General features: G+C 66.5%; 11 protein-coding genes and 1 pseudogene. 7 read left to right on the forward strand and 5 right to left on the reverse strand.

All coding sequences use genetic code 11. The features are described 5' to 3' along the window. Nucleotides 1–154 precede the first annotated feature (154 nt). Nucleotides 155–1261, reverse strand: coding sequence for a DNA topoisomerase IB (locus AC1D3B_RS22740; RefSeq protein ID WP_478192942.1), 1107 nt, complete (start codon nt 1259–1261; stop codon nt 155–157). A 149-nt stretch (nt 1262–1410) separates the two neighbouring features. On the opposite strand from AC1D3B_RS22740, the gene AC1D3B_RS22745 reads away from it, so the two are divergent. Further along, complete coding sequence (locus AC1D3B_RS22745; protein ID WP_478192943.1) at nt 1411–2439, forward strand: purine-nucleoside phosphorylase; 1029 nt, start codon at nt 1411–1413, stop codon at nt 2437–2439. 8 nt (nt 2440–2447) lie between these two features. Here AC1D3B_RS22745 and AC1D3B_RS22750 read toward each other — a convergent pair whose 3' ends face one another. Continuing rightward, nucleotides 2448–3704 (reverse strand): Y-family DNA polymerase, encoded by a 1257-nt coding sequence (locus AC1D3B_RS22750; RefSeq protein ID WP_478193035.1) that lies wholly within the window; start codon nt 3702–3704, stop codon nt 2448–2450. Between the two features lie 248 nt (nt 3705–3952). On the opposite strand from AC1D3B_RS22750, the pseudogene AC1D3B_RS22755 reads away from it, so the two are divergent. Together AC1D3B_RS22755 and AC1D3B_RS22760 are read left to right on the forward strand one after the other, a co-directional pair. After that, a pseudogene (locus AC1D3B_RS22755) lies at nt 3953–4237 on the forward strand (divalent metal cation transporter); the annotation flags it as partial. Nucleotides 4238–4485: 248 nt separating this feature from the next. After that, nucleotides 4486–5046, forward strand: coding sequence for a putative glycolipid-binding domain-containing protein (locus AC1D3B_RS22760; RefSeq protein WP_478192944.1), 561 nt, complete (start codon nt 4486–4488; stop codon nt 5044–5046). 27 nt (nt 5047–5073) lie between these two features. Here the strand turns inward: AC1D3B_RS22760 and AC1D3B_RS22765 are convergent, their stop codons facing one another. Then, nucleotides 5074–6456 carry an FAD-binding oxidoreductase gene (locus tag AC1D3B_RS22765; RefSeq protein WP_478192945.1) on the reverse strand — a complete coding sequence of 461 codons (1383 nt, stop codon included), beginning with the start codon at nt 6454–6456 and terminating at the stop codon, nt 5074–5076. A gap of 198 nt (nt 6457–6654) precedes the next feature. Here AC1D3B_RS22765 and AC1D3B_RS22770 point away from each other — a divergent pair, with 198 nt between their 5' ends. Both AC1D3B_RS22770 and AC1D3B_RS22775 read left to right on the forward strand, forming a co-directional pair. After that, a complete protein-coding gene (locus tag AC1D3B_RS22770; RefSeq protein WP_435515904.1) occupies nt 6655–6912 on the forward strand; it encodes a DUF4242 domain-containing protein in 258 nt (85 codons plus the stop codon). 33 nt (nt 6913–6945) lie between these two features. Continuing rightward, on the forward strand, nt 6946–10050 hold the full coding sequence (locus tag AC1D3B_RS22775) for a helix-turn-helix transcriptional regulator (protein WP_478192946.1): 3105 nt from the start codon (nt 6946–6948) through the stop codon (nt 10048–10050). Between the two features lies 1 nt (nt 10051). Here AC1D3B_RS22775 and AC1D3B_RS22780 read toward each other — a convergent pair whose 3' ends face one another. Beyond that, the gene (locus AC1D3B_RS22780) at nt 10052–11389 is read right to left on the reverse strand and encodes an MFS family transporter (protein WP_478192947.1); all 1338 of its coding nucleotides are present in this window, start codon (nt 11387–11389) and stop codon (nt 10052–10054) included. 104 nt (nt 11390–11493) lie between these two features. Next, nucleotides 11494–12651 carry an alpha-hydroxy acid oxidase gene (locus AC1D3B_RS22785; RefSeq protein ID WP_478192948.1) on the reverse strand — a complete coding sequence of 386 codons (1158 nt, stop codon included), beginning with the start codon at nt 12649–12651 and terminating at the stop codon, nt 11494–11496. A 93-nt stretch (nt 12652–12744) separates the two neighbouring features. Here AC1D3B_RS22785 and AC1D3B_RS22790 point away from each other — a divergent pair, with 93 nt between their 5' ends. Both AC1D3B_RS22790 and AC1D3B_RS22795 read left to right on the forward strand, forming a co-directional pair. Then, nucleotides 12745–13923: a sensor histidine kinase gene (locus AC1D3B_RS22790; protein WP_478192949.1), complete on the forward strand. Its 1179-nt coding sequence runs from the start codon at nt 12745–12747 to the stop codon at nt 13921–13923. After that, a complete protein-coding gene (locus tag AC1D3B_RS22795) occupies nt 13920–14597 on the forward strand; it encodes a response regulator (RefSeq protein ID WP_478192950.1) in 678 nt (225 codons plus the stop codon). Before AC1D3B_RS22790 ends, AC1D3B_RS22795 begins: the two co-directional genes overlap by 4 nt. The last annotated feature ends 27 nt before the right edge of the window (nt 14598–14624 follow it).

Genomic DNA, 14624 nt, shown 5'->3' on the forward strand with positions numbered 1-14624 from the left:
CCTCAGCGCCGATGATAGTGCGGGTTCCCGTGTGAAAGTAGGTCATCGTCAGGCTCTTACAGCCCCCTCAAAGCCCAGCCCCACAAGGCTGGGCTTTTTGGCTTTTTACGGCTTCTACCGCAAGAAAAAGACGCAAATCTGAGCCGCGCCAATTTCAATTGACTGGCGAGCGGGCCTTGCTTCCACGTCGGTGCTGAATAAGGAACGCCAGCAATCTCGCTTCCGACGCGCGCAGATGGTGTGTGCTTCGGATGCCATTGGCGATCCTTGCCCAGATATCGTTAATGACCTCCGGGTCATCGGCAAGCGTCGCGCCGAGCGCGAGGACCGCTGGATGGACATAGGCACTCTTGCAGACGGCCGGGGTGTTGCCCAGCCGGGCTGCCACCGCTCCCAGGATTTCCTTCGCGTTGTATCGCCGGACATTCGGCCCCTTGTCTGCATCGCCACCATCGCATGCCAGGCGAGTGAGTTCCAGCGCTTGTGCGGTCCCGTGCCAGGTCCGGAAATCCTTCGCCGTGAAGTTCTCGCCGGCCACTTCCCGCAGGTAGCCATTGACGTCGGTGGACGAGACGCCGTGGATCTCGCCGCTCCCATCCTGATACTGAAAGAGTTCCTGTCCCGGCAATTGCTGGCATCGGCGAACGATCATCGATATTCGCGCGTCGCTGATCTTCGCTTCATGCACGACCCCGCTCTTGCCGCGAAATTTGAGCTTGAGAGACGCGTCTCCAAAATCGGCGTGCTTGTTGCGAAGCGTGGTGAGGCCATAGGAGCCGTTGTTCGTCGCGTATTCCTCATTGCCGACTCGCAGAAAGGTCGTGTCGAGCAAACGCACGAGCGTGGCCAGCACCACCTTCCTGTCCAATGGCGCACGCGGCCTCGGCTGCAGGTCGCGGGCCACTCGGCTGCGAATCCTCGGCAGCGCGCGACCGAAGGCCTCGAGACGATCAAATTTGGTTTCATCCTTCAGTGAGCGCCAGTCCACGTGATAGCGATACTGCTTGCGGCCCCGAGCGTCGAAACCGGTCGCTTGAAGATGCCCGTTCGCCAACGGGCAAATCCAGACGTCCCGATAGGCAGGCGGAATCGCCAACTGCCGAATGCGCGAAATCTCGTCGACGTCGCGCAACCACTGCCCGTCCGCGTCGCGATAGCCAAACCCCGTGCCGCGTTTAACCCGCCGCCATCCCGGCATACCGGCGTCGACATACACAAGCCGGTTGACGGGCGGAGGAGGGCGATGATTCGATGCAGGCATGAGGTTTGCGACAATCGCGTGCAGGACGCGCCATGAAGTGCGTCGAAGCGTGATAGCACCGGATCTGCGCCGGTGTAGGACGCGACAAACGTTGCCGGTGCGTTGCGCACCTGTGTCGACGTCCCTTCCCTTTTCTTCGGAGAGTTTCCATGTCCCCAGTCTGGTCCGCTCGCGCCCGTTGGTTGGCGCTGCCTGTCGTCGTCGCACTTGCCGCAGGTTGCGCGTCTACCCCTGCGCCGAAAGTCGCCGAACCCGTCAAGGTCAAAGTCTTCGTCGCCGCCATGTTCGAGATCGGCCAGAACACCGGCGATCGCGCGGGCGAATTCCAGCATTGGTACGAGCGCTATTGGAAGGCCGCCACGCCCATCACCGTGCCGGGAGCGCTGTCGCCCGTGTATTGCAACGCCGACGGCGTCTGCGGCTCGGTGCTCGGGATGGGCAAGGTCAACTCGTCGTCGTCGATGCAAGCGATCTTGCTGAATCCGAACTTCGACTTCTCCAAGGCCTACTACGTGATTTCTGGCGTGGCCGGGACGCCGCCGTCGCGCGGCACGATCGGCGAAGTCAGTTGGGCCACCTGGCTGGTCGACTACGACCTCGGCCACCGCTGGGCGCCGGAAGAGAACAAGGCCGGCGAGCCGACCTTCATGCCGCGCAAGGGCTATGAGGAATACCGCCGATTCAAGCTCAACCCCGAACTCGTCGTGTGGGCCATGAAACTGTCCGCCGACACGCCCCTGAAGGACGCAGACTCCGCACGCGCCTACCGCATGCGCTATCCGCAAGCCGCCGCGCGGCGCGCACCCTTCGTAGGCACCGGCACGCACATGACCGGTGACACCTTCTTCCATGGCCCCGGCATGTCGAACCAGGCGCAGTACATCGCCAAGCTGTACGGCGCGGACGACTATGTGATCACCGAAATGGAAGCCGCCGCGATCACCCTGGTGATCAAGCGCACGCACGGCACCGATCGCGTGATGAGCCTGCGCGGCGCCGTCAACTTCGACCAGGGCAACCCACGCGAAACCACGCTGCAGCACCTGGATCCGGCCCCCGGCGAAACAGCCGGTGGGTTTGCCGAAACGGTCCAGAACATCGAACTCGTCGGCAGCCGCGTGGTGGATCACATCGTCACGAACTGGCCGCAGTGGCAGGGCGGCGTCCCTGCGCGCTGAAGCTCGCGCTAGAAAAGCGACGCGGTCATCGCTGCCGAGCCCGCATCGTCCGGCGTTCGCCGACGACCGTTCGCCTTGGCCTGATCGACCGCCTGCGCGGCCGCATCGCCAACCTTGGCGAGCGCGCCCACGCGTACCCCGAGCAGGCGCAGCGGCCGCTCGAGCGGCACCCGCTTGAGACACTGGCCCGCGATCTGCCGGATCGCCCCGGCGTCAGCCGTGAAGTGATCGATCGTCTGGTCGCGCGTCGCGATCCTGAAGTCGTCGTAACGCAGCTTGATCCCGATCGTCTTGCCAACATAGCCCTTGCGCTGCAGGTCCTCGGCGACTTTCTCGCAGAGGTGCGTGAAGATGGCGCCGAGCTCGGCACGGTCTCGCACCGCCTGCAGGTCGCGATCGAAGGTGGTCTCGCGGCTCATCGAGACGGGCTCGCTCTCGGTGACGACGGGACGGCTGTCACGCCCCCAGGCAACCTCGTGCATCCACGCCCCGGTGGCCTTGCCGAAGGTGGCGATCAGCCAGTCGCGATCGCGGGCCGCGAGGTCTCCGATGGTGCGAATCTCGTACCGCTGCAGCTTTTCGTCGGCCTTGGGGCCGATGCCGTTGACCTTCCGGCACGGTAGCGGCCAGATGCGCGATCGAAGGTCGTCCTCGAACACCACCGAGATGCCGTTGGGCTTGTCGAACTCGCTCGCCATCTTGGCCAGCAGCTTGTTGGGCGCGATGCCGATCGAGCAGGTGAGCCCCGTCGCGTCGAAGATCGACTTCTGGATCAGCCGCGCGAGCACTCGCCCGCCTTCGCGCTGACCACCGGGCACTTCGGTGAAATCGATGTAGACCTCGTCGACACCCCGGTCCTCCATGACCGGTGCGATCTCGGTGATGACCTGCTTGAACCGTCGCGAAAACCTGCGGTACTCATCGAAGTCCACCGGCAGGATGATCGCCTGGGGACAAAGCTTCGCAGCCTTCATGAGCCCCATCGCGGAGCCGACGCCGAACTGCCGGGCCGGGTACGTAGCGGTCGTGATCACGCCGCGGCCCGCGTAGTCCTTGAGCAACGGAAACGCCTCGATCGGAATCTCCCCCAGCGTGGCGCCCTCGGGCAGGTCGCGGATCGCCTCGTCGACCTTGCGCCGCCCACCGCCGATCACCACCGGCAGACCCCTGAGCTGCGGGTAGCGCAGCAACTCGACCGATGCATAGAAAGCATCCATGTCGAGGTGGGCGATGCGGCGGATCGGTGCTGTCGTCACGGCCGACATTGTCGTCTGACGGGCGCCGGGCATGCATGGGCGAGCCAGCGCGGACAGCGCACCGACCGCTAAACTCGCGCCGCCATGTTCGCCGCCATCGCACGTCTCACGCGGCGCCTGCCGCAGACCGCCACCGCGCCCTTCTGCCCTTCGGAAGTGCGCGGCACCGTCGACGTCCGGACCGGATGGCCATCGTCCTGCAACTGATGTCGATGCTCGGCCTGGTGGGCACCATTGCCGTGTGCTTCCTGGTCGAGATGATCCTCGTGCAGCCACCGGTGCGCGCCCTGCTGGGTGGTCTGGTGCCGCGGCCTCGCGAGATGGTCAAGCCCGAGTTCTGGTATCTCACCGTCGGCGTGATCGGCGCCACGGTGATGCCGCACAACCTCTATCTGCATTCGTCGATCGTGCAGACGCGCATCGTGCGCAACGACGAGGCCAGCAAGCGCGATGCGATGCGCCTCCTGCGCTGGGACACCATCGGCTCGCTCGCGATTGCGTTGATGATCAACGCCGCGATCATGGTGCTGGCCGCCAGGGCCTTTCATGCCAGCGGCAACACGCAGGTCGCGGACATCCAGGAAGCCTTCCACCTGCTCGATCACGAGCAATCGCACCCAAATGGGGCCCTTTGCCAACACGCCCCTGGTGCGGCGCACCGCTTGGACCATCTTCGGCATGGTCTGCGCCGCCAATCTCTACGTGCTCTGGACGCTCCTGACCTGAGCACGAATGGCGTGGATGAAATCGAGGCTTGCGCTTCGCAGGCGCCCGGTGCCATCATCGCCGTATGCAAACCGTCGCATTCATGCTCTGGCGCCGCCTCGGCACACCGGGTCATGATGTGTGCCGTCTCGATCGCAACGGCGAGAACTGGCAGATCGACGGTGCCGCGGCTTTCCGCAACGAAGACGGCCGCGCGGCCCAACTGCACTACAGGGTGCGCTGCGACCGCGCCTGGCACACGCAGTGGGCGACAGTGCGCGGCTGGCTCGGCGGCGAGGCGATCGACATGTCCATCGTGCGCGACGCGCATGGGAGCTGGAAGTTCAACGACGCGGCAGTGCCCGAACTGGGCCACTGCGTCGACCTTGATCTCGGCTTCACGCCGGCCACCAACCTGTTGCCCCTGCGCCGGCTGCACCTGGCGCAAGGCGAGGCGTCCGCCGCTCCCGCGGCGTGGGTCGACCTGGACAACGGTAGCCTGGCGGAACTCCAGCAGCACTACGAGCGGCGCGGCGAGGCCGAGTACTGGTACACCGCGCCGCGCTTCGACTACGCGGCCATGCTCGAAGTCACCTCCGACGGCTTCGTCCGCCGCTACCCAACCCTGTGGGAAGCCGAGGCCTGAAGCCGCGAGCCTCTCTCCCACGCGATCTCAGGCGGTCGCGGCCGGCCGGATGTTCTGGTTGACGCGAAACAGGTTACCCGGGTCGTACTGCCGCTTGATTGCCGCGAGCCTGTCGTAGTGCTCGCGGTAGGTGGCCTTCACACGGTCCTCGCCCTCGTCCATCATGAAGTTGATGTATGCGCCGCCCGCCGAGTACGGATGCAGCGCGTCCCAGTACTTCTTGCACCATTCGCTGATCCGGTCCCCGTTGGCGGGGTCGGGGTCCACGCCGACGATCACCGAAGCAAATCGCGCGTCGCGGTAGCTGAAGGGCGTGTCCTTGCGCCCCACGCGCTGCACCGCACCGTCGATCGGGTACAGGTGCATCGACGATTGCATCGTCGGCATCTGCGCGCCGTACTCCACGTGCAGACCGATCGCTTCTTCCGGCAGTTCGTTCACGAAGTCGGCGCGCCAGTACCACTGGTGTCCGGGTGGGTACAGGGCATCGAAGGCACTCTGGAGCATCGGATAAGGCATCGGCCCGACGCCGTACAGCGCGGGGTCCATCGCCCGCACCGGCGCGAAAGCCTCGTCGGCCTGTGCCGGATCACCGCTGTAGCACCAGACCACGCCGCACATCTTCTTCAGGTGCAGTTCCTCCGGGAAGGGCGGGCCGGGCGGCACGGTGAGAAACGCGAAGAAGCCCCCCAGCTCCGTCGGCGCCTTGCCGATGAAGTCGCGATACCACTTGAACACCTCGGCCGCGCGCTCCATCGGCCACAGGGTCGGCCCTGCGATCACCGTACTGACCGGATGCAGGCGGTATTCGAAGGACGTCACCACGCCGAAATTGCCACCGCCGCCGCGCACCGCCCAGAACAGGTCGGCGTTCTCCTTGGCATTGGCGGTGACGAAGCTCCCGTCGGCCAGCACCATGTCCACGCCCAGCAGGTTGTCGATCGTCAATCCGAAGCGCCGCGACAGGTGTCCGATTCCCCCACCCAGCGTCAGTCCGCCGACGCCGGTGGTGGAGATGATGCCGGCCGGCGTCGCCATGCCGAAGGCGTGGGTGGCGTGATCGACGTCGCCCCAGGTGCAGCCGCCCTCGGCGCGCACGGTATGGGCCTTGGGGTCGATCCGAATGCCCCGCAATCCAGTGAGGTCGATCACCAGCCCGTCATCGCAAGTGCCCAGTCCGCCACCGTTGTGTCCGCCGCCCCGCACGGCGAGCAGCAGCTTGTTGTCGCGGGCGAAATTGACCGACGCGATCACGTCCGCCACGTCGGTGCAGCGCGCGATCAGGCGCGGCCGCTTGTCGATCATCGCGTTGTAGACCTTGCGGGCCTCGTCGTAGCCGGCGTCTTCCGGCTGGATCAGGCTGCCGCGCAGTTGCGTCTTGTAGGCGGCGAGTTGGGCTTCATTGAACATGGTTCGCTCCTTGAATGTGGAGCAAAGTCTAGGAAGCCGCGGTCGTGTTGACGATCCACCGGACTGATCATTTTGCGCAGGCCCTCGCGCCCCCGAATGATCAGAATTGACTATGCGTCGCACGTTGACCACGCAGCGGATTTGTCGCCCAATCGCTGGCGCGGGGCCGATCGGGCACCCGCACGACAGGAGAGGGGTATGGCACTGTTCCTTATCGAGCGCCAGTACGCGGAAGAGCTGGAGATCGCGGCGGCGGACGTCGCGAACATCCAGCGCATCAATGCCGACGTCGGCGTGAACTGGTTGTTCTCGTTTCTTTCCGCGGATCGCAAGAAGACCTACTGCCTCTACGAGGCTCCCAGCCCCGAAGAGATCCGCACGGCGGCACGCCTGGCGCATCTGCCGGCCGATGTGGTGATCGAAGTCAGCCAGATTCGCCCTGAAGCCGTCGTGTAGCGGCCTTGCACGCAGGGAACCGGAGGACCCGCCGTGCACTGTGCCCGATGCGGACGCGAAAACCGGGCCGATGCCGCCTTCTGCGATGGCTGCGGTGCGGTGTTGCAGGGTGTGGCTACCGTGACCGCGACCGTCCATGACGACACCGCGCGGCCTTCGGGCGAACGATTCGTGGGCCGCGAGCGCGAACTCGCCACGCTCGAAAGCGGACTCGCGCGCGCCCTGGGCGGCACGGGCGGCACCGCGGCGCTCGCCGGCGAGCCCGGCATCGGCAAGTCGCATACCGCCCAGATCCTGGCGCAGCGCGCTGTCGCGCTCGGCATGCAGGTTCTCTGGGGCCGCTGCAACGAAGAGCCCGGCGCCCCGCCGTACTGGTCCTGGTTGCAACTGCTGCGCGGATGGATCGAAACCCACGACGACGAGACGGCACGGCGCGTCCTCGGTCATGACGATTCCGCGCTGGCCGAGATCCTGCCCCATCTGGCGCAACGGCTGCCTGCCGGGGCGCTGGTATTGCCGGCAATCGATCCCGCGCAGGCCCGTTTTCGCCTGTTCGACGCAATGGCCGGCTTCTGGAAGCGCGCCGCTGCCGAGCAGCCCCTGCTGCTTGTGCTCGACAACCTCCACTGGGCCGATGCCTCGTCCTTGCGCCTGCTCGAATTCATCGCGCCGGACCTCATGGCCAGCCGCATCCTGCTTGTCATCACCTACCGGGACATCGAGCTGTCGCGACAGCACCCGCTGTCGGGCACGCTCGGCGAGCTTGCGCGGCACCAGGGCTTCGAGCGCTTGCGTCTGACCGGCCTCGCCCGCGAGGAGACGGTCCGCATGATGATGCTGGCCGGCGGCGGTACGGTGCCGCCTGCGCTCGCCGACGCCGTCCACCGGCAGACCGAAGGCAACCCGCTCTTCGTCGCCGAGATGACGCGCCTGCTCATCCAGGAGCAGGTGCTCGGCGAAGGTCCGCGTGGCGGCGGCGCCCTGCTGGCCGTCGGTGGTCCGCGGCGCATTCCGGAAGGGGTGCGCGAGGTGATCGGCCGGCGGCTGAATCGCCTGTCCCCCATGGCCAACCAGGTGCTGGCCTGCGCGTCGGTGATCGGCCGTGCATTCGACATCGGCCTGCTGGTCCGCATCGTCGAGGATGTGGAGGAAGACGCCTGCACCGACGCGCTCGAAGAGGCGCTGCAATCCCGCGTCATCGAGGCTGTCGAAGGGCCGGGCCGCTACCACTTCGGCCACGCGCTGTTCCGCGAGACCCTGTACGACGAGATTCCGCCGCCTCGGCGCAGCCGCCTGCACCTCAAGGTCGGTCGCGCGATCGAGGACATCCATGGCGAAGATTCGGCGCTCCATCTGCCTGCGCTGGCCTACCACTACTGGGCCGCCTTGCCGGGCGGCGACGCGGCGCGTGCGAGCCACTACGCGCAGCGGGCGGCCGCGAGTTCCGATGCCCTCCTGGCCCATGAGGAAGCGGCGCGCTACTACCGTCTCGCGCTGCAGGCGATGGATGTCGGCCGTGGCGGTGATGCCCTCGTGCGCTGCCGCGTGCTGAATTCGCTGGGTGAAGCCCACACGCGCGGCGGCGAGTACCTGCAAGCACGCGAGGTGTTCGAACAGGCCGCGCGGACGAGCATGCAGTCCGACTTTTCCCTCGAACTGGCACGCGCCGCCCTCGGCTTCGAGATGGCAAGCTGGTGTCCGGGCCTTCCCGGTTTCTCGGCGGCACGCCTGCTGCGCGATGCGCTCAACGCGCTCGGCGCGGAGGACCGGGTCACGAAGGCGCAACTGCTGAGCGCGCTGGCCCGCGCACTGATCTTCAGCGGCGAGGAGACGCAGGCGATGAAGGTGCACGAGGAGGCCGTCACCGTGGCCCGCCGCGCCGGCGACCCGGGCACGCTCGCGACAACCTTGCTCGCCGCGCTCTCGGCCCGTTGGCAGCCCAATCGCATCGCCGAGCGCATGGCGAGTGCCGACGAGGCCATCCAGATCGCGCGACGGCACGGCGACCGCTTCCTGCTGTACTCGGCGCTCGCCTGGCGCATGTTCGACGCCTTCGAGCTGGGCGACATGGCGACCTGGCACGATCACCTCGAAGCCTACGCGCGAGGCGCGGAAGAACTGCGGCAACCCTTCTTCATGTACGTCGCGTCGTCGTCACGCACCCTTCACGCATTGTTCGAAGGCCGCTTCGACGATGCCGAGCGCTACGCCAAGCGCACCTTCGAGATCGGCGACCGCATGCCCGGGCTGGATGCGGCCGGCGTCTACGGCGTGCAGATGTTCACGCTGCGCCGCGAGCAAGGCCGCTTGAAGGAGGTCGCGCCCCTGGTGCGCCATTTCGTGCAGCAGAACGCCCAGACCAACGTGTGGCGGCCCGGGCTCGCGCTGATCTACGTCGAACTGGGGCAACTCGACGACGCGCGCACCGAGTTCGAGGTCCTGGCGAACGATCGCTTCCAGTCCTTTCCGCGCGACGGCGTCTGGCTGGCAAGCCTGGCCTACCTCGCGCAGGTCTGCGCCGCGTTGGGCGATGCGGCGCGTGCGGCGCAGCTCTACGAGCTGCTCGAGCCGTGGCGCGCGCGCAATCTGCTCGTGGGTACGTCCATCGCGTGTTTCGGCGCAGCCGATGCCTTTCTCGGCATGCTCTCGGCCACCATGCGGCAGTGGAGTGACGCCGATACGCACTTCCGGGCGGCACTGGAAATGAACGAACGGCAGAACGCCCGGCCGGCGCTGGCGCAGACGCGCCATGGCTATGCGCAGATGCTGCTTGCAAGAGATGACCCTGGCGATCGCGAAGCGGCGCTCGGCCAGCTCGAAGAAGCCGCGACGGAGACCGCAGCGTTGCAGATGCGCGCGCTGTCAGGGCGCGTCGATGCCTTGCGAGCGGGCGTTGCCTCCGTGTCGGTGATTCACTATCCGGCCGGATTGAGCGGCAGGGAGGCGCAGGTGCTGCGGCTCGTGGCCGTCGGCAAGGGCAACCGGCAGATCGCGCGAGAGCTCTTCGTCAGCCCCAACACGGTGGCGAACCACGTGCGAAGCATCCTGAGCAAGACGCACTCGGCGAATCGAACCGAAGCGGCCGCTTTCGCGATCCACCACGACCTGCTCAAGGAGGCCGATCGCCGACCACAGTGACTCAATGGTCGTGGTGCAGGTAGCTCGCCTGTCGCGGCAGGCGCAGGCTCACGACGAAGGCCAGCACCATCATCCCCGTCACGTACCAGTAGAACGCCGATTCGTGGCCCAGCGACTTGAGGCCCAGCGCCACGTATTCGGCCGAGCCGCCGAACAGGGCATTGGCCACTGCATACGCGAGGCCCACGCCGAGCGCGCGCACTTCAGGGGGGAACATCTCCGCCTTCACGATGCCGCTGATGGACGTGTAGAAGCTCACGATCGCGAGCGCCAGGATGATCAGCAGGAACGCCACGACCGGGCTCGTCACGCCTTGCAGCAGCGTGAGAATCGGCACCGTCATGAGCGCGCCGAGTCCGCCGAACAGCAGCATGTTGGTGCGGCGCCCGATGCGGTCCGACAGCGCGCCGAACACCGGCTGCATGCACATGTAGACGAAGAGCGCGAAGGTCATCACGTAGCTTGTGGTCTTGATCGGCATGCCCACCGTATTGACCAGGTACTTCTGCATGTAGGTCGTGAAGGTGTAGAAGATCAGCGAACCGCCGGCCGTGTAGCCCAGCACTGTGAAGAAGGCGGCCTTGTGGTGCTTGAAGAGCCCCGCGAGGCTGCCGGCCTCCTTGTTGGCCCGCGACTCTGCCGTCTGCGTCTCGTGCAGCGTTCGGCGCAGGAAGAGCGCGACCACCGCAGCGATGGCCCCGATCACGAAGGGGATGCGCCAGCCCCAGGCCTTCAGCTCGGCTTCGCTCAGCAGCTGTTCGAGGACCACGATCACCAGCACCGCCAGCAGTTGGCCGCCGATCAGCGTGACGTACTGGAACGACGAGAAGAAGCCCCGCTGCCCACGCAGCGCGACTTCGCTCATGTAGGTCGCGGTGGTGCCGTATTCGCCGCCCACCGACAGCCCCTGGAACAGCCGGCAGACCAGCAGCAGGAAGGGCGCCCACGCGCCGATGGCCGCATAGGTGGGCAGGCATGCAATCGCGAGCGAGCCGGCGCACATCATCGTGACCGAGATCAGCATCGACGTCCTGCGCCCGTACTTGTCGGCCACGCGGCCGAAGAGCCAGCCGCCGATGGGCCGCATCAGGAAGCCGGCCGCGAACACGCCCGCCGTATTTAGCAACTGCGCGGTGGGGTCCGACTTGGGAAAGAAGGAGGGCGCGAAATAGAGCGCGCTGAAGGCGTAGACGTAGAAGTCGAACCACTCGACCAGGTTGCCCGAGGAGGCCGCCATGATGGCGAAGATACGGTGCCGTTTCTCTTCGCTCGTGTAGGGTCGGTGGGAAGTGCCGGTATCGCCGGGCGCGGAGCCCGCGGCGGACGTGATTGTGCTCATGGAAAGGCGCCTCTCTGGCTGTCTGCGTGTTGTAGTGGCGCGCATCATTTTGCCTCGCTCCGGCCACCGGCGCTGTCGGCCGGTGACGCGATCCTGCACAGGGCTCAGAAGGTGCCGGGCAGCAGGATGCTCGAATCGACTTCGTCGATGTTCGTGCGGCCGCAGAAGGCCATCGTGACGTCGAGTTCCTTGTGGATGATCTGCAGCGCGCGTGTCACGCCGGCCTCGCCGAAGGCGCCCAGCGCATAGAGGAAGCTGCGGCCGATCATCGTGCCGTGCGCGCCGAGTGCGCGGGCCTTGAGAACGTCCTGGCCGCTGCGGATGCCACCGTCCATCCACACTTCGATCTCGGTGCCCACGGCCTCGGCAATCGCGGGCAGCGCCGCGATGGAGGAGGGCGCGCCATCGAGCTGGCGACCGCCGTGGTTGGAGACGATCAGCGCATCCGCGCCGCTGGCCGCGGCGAGCCGCGCATCCTCGACATCCATGATGCCCTTGAGGACCAGCTTGCCGCCCCAGAGCTTCTTGATCCACTCGACGTCGGCCCAGCTCAGCGTCGGATCGAACTGCTCCGCGGTCCACGACGAGAGAGAGGACAGGTCCTTCACGTCCTTGGCGTGGCCTGCGATGTTGCCGAAGGTGCGGCGCTTCGTGCCCAGCATGCCCATGCACCAGCGCGGCTTGGTCGCGAGGTTCATGAGGTTCTTGATCGTCGGCTTGGGCGGTGCGGTGAGGCCGTTCTTGATGTCCTTGTGCCGCTGGCCGAGGATCTGCAGGTCGAGCGTGAGCTGCAATGCCGACACGTTCGCGGCGCGCGCGCGCTCGATCAGCCGTTCGATGAAGTCGCGATCCCGCATCACGTAAAGCTGGAACCAGAACGGATGCCGGCCGGTGGCCTCGGCGATGTCCTCGAGCGAGCAGATGCTCATCGTCGACAGCGTGAAAGGGATGCCGAAGGCCTTGGCCGCGCGGGCGCCGAGGATCTCGCCGTCGGCGTGCTGCATGCCGGTCATGCCGGTGGGCGCGATCGCCACGGGCATCGCGACCTCCTGGCCGATCATCGTCGTGCGGGTCGAGCGGCCTTCCATGTTGACGGCGACGCGCTGGCGCAGCTTGATCTTCTGGAAGTCGCTTTCATTGGCACGATAGGTTCCTTCGGTCCAGGCCCCGGAGTCCGCGTAGTCGTAGAACATGCGCGGCACCCGGCGCTCGGCAATGACTCGCAGGTCTTCGATGCTCGTGATCTTGGAGAGGTCTGGCACTGGGATGGGCTCCTTGGATTCTGTTGGTGGCGTGGTGCCTATTATCCGCAGAGCGTGCACCAGTCCGGCACGGGTGTTGCTTTCCCTTGGTGCATGGAGACCCCCGTCCTGCCGAAACCGGCCAGCCATCCTCTCTGGCAGCACCAGCTCGGCCTGTTGCTGGAGTCGACGGGCGAGGGCATCTTCGGCATCGACCTGGATGGCCATTGCATGTTCATCAATCGGGCCGGCGCGGAGATGCTGGGCCACGAGCGGTCCGCGGTGCTGGGCCGCAACATGCACGAGCTCACGCACCACTCTCATCCCGACGGCTCGCACTACGCCGACACCGATTGCCCGATCTTCAACGCGTTCCGGCGCGGCCTGCCGTGCCGCATCGACACCGAAGTGTTCTGGCGGCGCGATGGCAGCGCCTTCGCGGTCGAGTATTCGAGCCACCCGATCATGGACGGCGCGCAGGTGCGCGGGGCGGTCATCACCTTTGTCGACATCACGGAGCGGCGTCGTTCGGCGCTGGCGCTGCAGCACGCTAAAGATCAGCTCGGCCTGCGCGTCGAGGAGCGCACCCGGGAGCTGAGCGATGCCCTCTCGCAATTGCGAGAGCTGTCGGCATGGCTCGACAAGGTGCGCGAGGACGAACGCACGCGCATCGCACGCGAGGTGCATGACGAGCTCGGCAGCCTTCTCGTCGCGCTCAAGATGGACGTCAACTGGATCGGCAAGCGCCTCGGCGAACAGCAGGAGCGCACGCCCGAGGCCGCCGAGGACATGCGCACCCTCATGCGTTGCAAATGCCAGAACATGAGCGGACTGATCGAACGTGCGGTCGAGAACGTCGGCCGCATCATCACCGACCTTCGGCCGAGCATCCTCGACCACCAGGGGCTGTGGGCCGCGCTCGAATGGCAGGCCAACGAGTTCGTGCAGTCCGCGGAACTTGCGCTGGACTGGCACATGGAAGTCGAGCCCGGCGTCGATCTGCCCGAGGAGGCGGCGATCGCGGTGTTCCGCATCTTCCAGGAGATGCTGAGCAACGTCGGCCGCCACGCGAAAGCCGCCCGGCTCGACATCCGCATCGACGCGGTGGATTCGCGCCTGCAGATCAGCGTGCGCGACGACGGCATCGGCGCGCCGGCCCGCGCCTTCGAGGCCAGCACCGCCTACGGCGTGCAAGGCATGCGCGAGCGTGCGAGGCACTTCGGCGGACTCATCGACATCGAAAGCACGCCCGGCGCGGGCAGCACCTTCCGCCTGGAGATGCCGCTCGCATGAGTTCGCCGGCGGTCATCCGCGTGTTGATCGGCGACGACCATCGCATCGTGCGCGAGGGACTGAAGCAGGTCCTGGGCGACCTGTCGAACGGTGCGCCCGAGATGGTTGTGCAGGCCGAGGCGCAGACCGGCCCCGAGGTGCTCGATGGCGTTGCCGCCCTTGGCGGTCCGCAAGGCCTCGACATCGTGCTGTTGGACATCGCGCTGCCCGCCCGCGATGGCCTCGACGTGCTGCAGGCCCTGCGAAAGCAATGGCCGACGCTGCCCGTGCTGATGCTCAGCACCTACCCCGAGAAGCAGTACGCGGTTCGGTGCATCAAGCTCGGGGCGGCCGGCTATCTCAACAAGAGCGCGGATCCGGATGACATGGTGGGCGCGGTGCGCAAGGTAGCGGCAGGCGGCGTGTATGTGTCGGCGGCCACGGCCGAGGCGCTGGCCGCCGCCGTCGGCAAGTCGTCCTCGCAGGGTGCCGAAGCGCTCTCGCACCGCGAGCACCAGGTCTTCAGGCTGCTCACCGCGGGGCGGACCGTGAGCGAAATCGGTGCGCAGCTCGGGCTTGCGCCCAACACGGTCAGCACCTACCGCGCCCGCATCCTCGAGAAGACAGGCACGAAGAACGACGTGGAGCTCGCGCTGTATGCCGAGCGGCACGGCAAGGCCTCGCCCACTACCTGAAACGCACTTCGCATCGAGGGCCGTGTA

The organism is Variovorax sp. P5_A3, assembly GCF_056400665.1.